Origin of the sequence: Faecalicatena contorta, from assembly GCF_021531995.1 — a bacterium.
Taxonomy (GTDB): domain Bacteria; phylum Bacillota; class Clostridia; order Lachnospirales; family Lachnospiraceae; genus Dorea_A; species Dorea_A contorta_A.
Genome location: NZ_JAFBIZ010000153.1, coordinates 1 through 5,178, shown reverse-complemented (window position 1 = coordinate 5,178; position 5,178 = coordinate 1). Strand labels below are relative to the sequence as shown.

At 40.4% G+C, this 5,178-nt stretch carries 5 protein-coding genes and 1 pseudogene; 2 read left to right on the top strand and 4 right to left on the bottom strand.

What is annotated here, in order from left to right; translation table 11 throughout:
* The first annotated feature begins 209 nt into the window (after window positions 1–209).
* Complete coding sequence (gene hydE / locus JQM82_RS14265; protein ID WP_235251062.1) at window positions 210–965, top strand: [FeFe] hydrogenase H-cluster radical SAM maturase HydE; 756 nt, start codon at window positions 210–212, stop codon at window positions 963–965.
* Between the two features lie 81 nt (window positions 966–1,046).
* Here the strand turns inward: hydE and tnpC are convergent, their stop codons facing one another.
* From tnpC to tnpA, 3 genes are all read right to left on the bottom strand, one after another.
* Window positions 1,047–2,741, bottom strand: coding sequence for an IS66 family transposase (gene tnpC, locus JQM82_RS14260; RefSeq protein WP_235251060.1), 1,695 nt, complete (start codon window positions 2,739–2,741; stop codon window positions 1,047–1,049).
* A 286-nt stretch (window positions 2,742–3,027) separates the two neighbouring features.
* Complete coding sequence (gene tnpB, locus JQM82_RS14255) at window positions 3,028–3,345, bottom strand: IS66 family insertion sequence element accessory protein TnpB (RefSeq protein WP_268827751.1); 318 nt, start codon at window positions 3,343–3,345, stop codon at window positions 3,028–3,030.
* Between the two features lie 32 nt (window positions 3,346–3,377).
* Window positions 3,378–3,764: an IS66 family insertion sequence element accessory protein TnpA gene (gene tnpA, locus JQM82_RS14250; RefSeq protein ID WP_235251058.1), complete on the bottom strand. Its 387-nt coding sequence runs from the start codon at window positions 3,762–3,764 to the stop codon at window positions 3,378–3,380.
* 174 nt (window positions 3,765–3,938) lie between these two features.
* On the opposite strand from tnpA, the pseudogene JQM82_RS14245 reads away from it, so the two are divergent.
* Window positions 3,939–4,232: pseudogene (locus JQM82_RS14245) on the top strand ([FeFe] hydrogenase H-cluster radical SAM maturase HydE); the annotation flags it as partial.
* Between the two features lie 90 nt (window positions 4,233–4,322).
* Here JQM82_RS14245 and JQM82_RS14240 read toward each other — a convergent pair.
* The gene (locus tag JQM82_RS14240; protein ID WP_235251057.1) at window positions 4,323–4,715 is read right to left on the bottom strand and encodes an ArsR/SmtB family transcription factor; all 393 of its coding nucleotides are present in this window, start codon (window positions 4,713–4,715) and stop codon (window positions 4,323–4,325) included.
* Window positions 4,716–5,178 lie beyond the last annotated feature (463 nt).

Below are 5,178 nucleotides of genomic sequence, written 5' to 3'. Positions count from 1 at the left end.
CACAACTAAGTAAAAGTCAGCCGCCCGTTTTCGGGCGGCGAATCCACCATTATCTATGACAGGCAGTTAAGCAATCTGATGACAATTCGTGTGAGCAGTCTGGTGACAGCTCATGAAATCATTAACACCAGATGGATGGTGCGAAATATAATTTTCTGGATGATTATACTTGTAGTAAAAGTAACGAGTGAAGTAGATAGGTGACGGGTATGGTAGTAATAGATAAATTTCTAGAACAGCACAGTCTTACAGAGGAAGAGTATATTAAGCTACTTGAATATTGGAACGATGAAGTAGTATTTGCTAGGCTTAAAGATGAAGCGGTCCAGATTAGAAAAACATATTATGGAAATAAGGTACATACCAGAGGGGTGATAGAATTTACCAATTACTGTAGGAATAACTGCTACTATTGTGGTATTCGGAGAGATAATTGTAATATCATACGGTATCGCCTTACTAAGGAAGAGATTCTTGCATGCTGTCAGAGCGGTTATGCTCTCGGGTATCGCACGTTTGTATTGCAGGGCGGAGAAGATCCGTGGTATAAAGATGCGTATATAGTAGAAATTATTCAAGATATTAAAAAACAATTTCCAGAATGTGCTGTTACTTTATCTATCGGAGAAAAATCATATGAGAGTTATCGAAAATTTCGTCATGCAGGAGCAGATCGATATCTGCTACGGCATGAGACAGCGGATAAAGAATTGTATCATTTACTGCATCCTACATCCATGAGCAATAAGAATAGAAAACAATGCCTATATAATTTGAAAGAACTTGGATATCAGGTAGGAGCTGGTTTTATGGTGGGAATTCCAGGACAGACAATGTCTCACCTTGCAAAAGATTTGGTGTTTTTGCAGGAACTTCATCCCGAAATGGTGGGGATTGGTCCATTTATTCCTCATCATGATACAATATATGATAGCGAAACAGTAGGAAGCTTCCAAATGACGTAAGCGATGAATAATACACCGCCTACCATACTTCTAAATCTAATAAAAGCAGTAAACGACTACCGTTTACTATCAATTCCTCTGCTACGCATTCGGCAGGGGAATTCTATTTTCCGGAACATTAGATTCCACATCAATTAGCCCTGAACATTGTTCCTTTATAAATTTACTCCATGGCATCAGCTGCTCTATACCTGCGGACGAATTCAAGTAATCCGGTATATACAGAAGTACCGTATAAAGGTATTGGAAAATATTCAGATTGTTTGCTTTTGCTGTTTCTACGATGCTGTACATCACCGCACTTGCTCCGGCTCCGGCCTCTGATGTGTGGAACAAGAAAGCTTTCCGTCCAACTGCATAGCTTTTGGCTTTTCGCTCAGCTCGATTGTTCGAGATCTCACATCGACCATCCAACAGATAATTCATCAGCGTCTCGTGGTGGTTTTGGGCATAGACCACCGCTTTCCCAAGCTTGCTTCCGCCAGTTGGATGAAGGGTATCCAGCCAGTTCCAGAACTGATCCCATACAGGTTGTTCCAAAACTGTTCTTTGTTGTTTTCGTTCTTCGGGATCCAAATCCTTCAGTGTGCGATCCAGATAGAAGAGTTTATTGCAATACAGCAGTCCGATTTCTGCAGGAAGCAACTGTTTTGCTTCTTCTTCATCTGGAAGATTGATATCCTCAATTACCACATCGGAGTTGATATCCAAAAGTTTCAGCCTTTTACGCATGGCTGCCGGAACTGCCTCGAAGAACTTTCGTCTTGCATGTGCAAGACAGCATACCAGTATGACATCTTCCAGTTTGTTATAACCCTGGTATCCGTCACACTGTACCAGTCCATGAAATCCCTCCAGAAAGTTTTGTACACAGGATCCTTTGCGGCTTGGCTGGTAATCATAGAGGACGATTGGTATGAGACCATCGTTTCCGGTTGTATATAACCACATATAGGATGTCTGTTCTGCGGCGCGTCCCTTTTCGCGCAAAACCTGACAGGTAGTCTCGTCTGCATGCACCAGATCACGTTTTAAGAGTTCTTCATGCAAACGATCATAAATCGGATAAAAATAGTGCTCAGCAACATAAATAATCCAGTTTGCCATAGTTTCTCTTGGCAATGTAAATCCCAACTGCTGCATCAAAAACTCCTGCCGGTAATAAGGCATAGCCAAACCTATCTTTTCCATTGCAACATATGAGACTATGGATGGAGAAGCCGGGCTGTGCGGAATTAAGGCAGTAGGTGTTTTGGATTCTGCGAATGTTCCATCACCATCTTTTTTGCATTCCGGGCACTGCCATTTTTCCTGGTAATAATGAATTCGTTCCACTTTCGCAGGTGTGATCCGGAGTTCTTCCCGGACAAAGGTTTCGGTTACATACTCCATCAGGGAATTACAGTATGGACAATGCTTATCTTCTTCCGATAGAGGGATTACCTCTTTGCGAATTGGAAGATTTCCATACTGGTCTTCACGTGTGGCTTTTGCTTTACGTGTTGTTCTTTTATGACTTTTTACAGTTGTTGTCACTGTTTCTTCTGGTTTTTCATCTTGTTTTGTTTTCTCACTACTCGTACCAAAGAGCCTTCGCTGGAATTCATTGAGTGTTTCCTGAAGACCGACAATCGTTACTTTTAGATCTTTGATTGTTTCTTTCAGATCAGTGATCGTTTCATCTTTTTCATTTAATCGCTCAGAAAGCATCTGGATCATAAGATCTTTTTGTTCCAACTGATTGCGAAACAGTATGTTCTGTCCCTCTGGATCCATCGTGAATTCCTCCCTCTTTTTAGATACATTTATTGTACTAAAAGGGCGAAATTATCGCAAATGCCACGCAAAAACGGACTGGCATTATGACGAATCAAAAGTATCCTTTTTTTCTTCAAAAATCAGCCCGTTTTGGAGTTTTTCTGTGAAGTTATACACATCATTATGAGGTTGTGCATAACTATCCACGAACAACTTTTCCCATGATCTCACATTTGTGGATATCTTCCGGCGAGAACCAGTTTGGGCTGTAGAAAAATTTTTCAAAATCTACATATTGTACAAATCAAAAATCTTTGCCTTTCACAGGCTGTATTGCTTTCGGCTGATCAATAGAAAGTCCTTCCATCAGCCAGCGGAATTCCTGTCTGGTCAAAGGTCTGACTTCCGAAGCATTGCGGGGCCACTGGAACTTTCCATTATCCAGACGCTTCTGCAGGAGCACGAATCCATCCCGGTCGAAGTAGAGTGCTTTCATCGTGTTCTTTTTACGCCCACAGAACAGAAAGACTGCATTGGAGAAAGGGTCCATCTGAAAGTTATCCCGAATGATTGCCATGAGTCCATCGAAAGATTTCCTCATATCAGTTCGGCCACATACCAAATAGATTTTCTGTACTCTGGACAGATCACCAATCAAAGTTCCCGCAGAGCGGATATTGTATGATAAATCACGTCCCTGCCGGCATTATTATTGATTACAACTTTACAGCCATTGATCATAATCGTCAGTGCTTCACCCGATGATGTAACATCTGTTGGCAACTGTCGCATTTGATCAGGCATTTGTACACAAGATTCTTCAACAAGCGATAATGGTACAATCTCCGGTGAATGATCCATCGTTGGCCTGGTTGCCTGTGGTATCATACATGCTTTTTTTCTTAGCCTTGTGACAGTATTATAAAAAGTATTGATGGAGATATCGTTTTGTTCACACCATGATCGATCAGAGAATCCGCTTCTGCGACATTCCCGAATCAATGACAGCCATTCTTCATCTGTTCTTCGCTTATTACGCATAAGTTGTTCCTCCCAAAGTAGAAAACACAGTGATTGACTACCTTTGGTTACGAATAGTGGAATGATGCGACAGCATCCGGATCTGAAATAGATAAAGTAGTCATTTACTGCTTATTTACTGTATTATCTCAGATCTGAAATGGCATTTGGAACGGTATGTTATTCATCGCTTACCAAATGACATTGTTTCTGTTGGCAGTTATCCGAATTATGTTTCCCAAGATTCTCCTTCCGGCAACTACCGCATTGGGGACGGTGGATCCGCTGGGAAGAGAGAAGGGACTTGCTGTCGGAGCGAATGTAGTGATGCCTAACTTGTCACCGATAGAGAAACGTAAGTTGTATGAATTGTACGATAATAAGATTTGTACTGGTGATGAAGCGGCTGAGTGTAGACAGTGTCTCCAAAAGAGAGTAGAGAGCGTCGGATACCGTTTGGTAGAAGAGCGGGGAGATGCGATTGGATAATAGGTAAAGAGCTTAATTATAGTTTTGTTGATAGAAAGAATAATCGTTGATTAAATAAATAAGATACCAGAGGAGCAATCTTCTGGTATTCTACTTTGTTCCTTTCAAAAAATGTGCAGATTCCGGGCAAGTGATTTCCATTATTTTCTCTATCGTCAGATGTAGAAGATGGCTTTGCTCTGTATCCGCAGCTTTATAATATACTTCTTTTCCATCTCGCCTGCTGACAATCAATCCTTTGTCTTTTAGCTGGCGCAGGTGATGCGATACTGCTGGACTTGTCATATCAACCAGTGCAGAGATATTGATAACACATTCTTCGCAGTGACATAACAACCAGTAAATACGAATTCTGCTGCTATCCCCAAGTAGCTTAAACATATCTGCAACAGTTTGAAAAGTATCTGTTTTATCTAATGTTGTTTTCAACTGAGTTACTTCTTGATTATTATGATGATGGTGAGGCAAAATATCTGCAGACATTACAATGACTCCTTTCGTTTCTTATCTGTGTGCAAGTAGATTCTACCATATTCAAATCAATTAAACAAGTGCTTAAATTTTGAATAGAATAGCCCAAATGGAAATTATATTCGCCCAAATGGAAGGTTTATTATGTTACACTATTGACTTGTATTTGCCAGAATTATATAGTGAAGTAACGTTAGTTAAAAGGTTGTTTAATTGTTCATGCGAACTCCAAAAAGAACTCGTTTAGAATGTCACGATGAACAAAGGATGCATTTGTCAGAAAAATACAACAAAAAAGCAATCATTGAATTAGTGTACTGGGAATATGTTACATTTTAGTTTTTGAAGTAGGTAATTGCGAAACTCGCTAAGCTTGTTCGCAATTCTGAACCAAAACAAGGATGAATTCGTGCAAAGCACGAATTCTGGAATGAAATGTAGATAACCGGACATTTTAGGCGCACTTTAATAAGGC

What these genes read in the sequence shown, in the direction of transcription:
- hydE (WP_235251062.1), top strand. Translation starts at nt 210, where the DNA reads ATGGTAGTAATAGATAAATTTCTAGAACAGCACAGTCTTACAGAGGAA.
- tnpC (WP_235251060.1), bottom strand. Translation starts at nt 2,741, where the DNA reads ATGGATCCAGAGGGACAGAACATACTGTTTCGCAATCAGTTGGAACAA.
- tnpA (WP_235251058.1), bottom strand. Translation starts at nt 3,764, where the DNA reads ATGCGTAATAAGCGAAGAACAGATGAAGAATGGCTGTCATTGATTCGG.
- JQM82_RS14240 (WP_235251057.1), bottom strand. Translation starts at nt 4,715, where the DNA reads ATGTCTGCAGATATTTTGCCTCACCATCATCATAATAATCAAGAAGTA.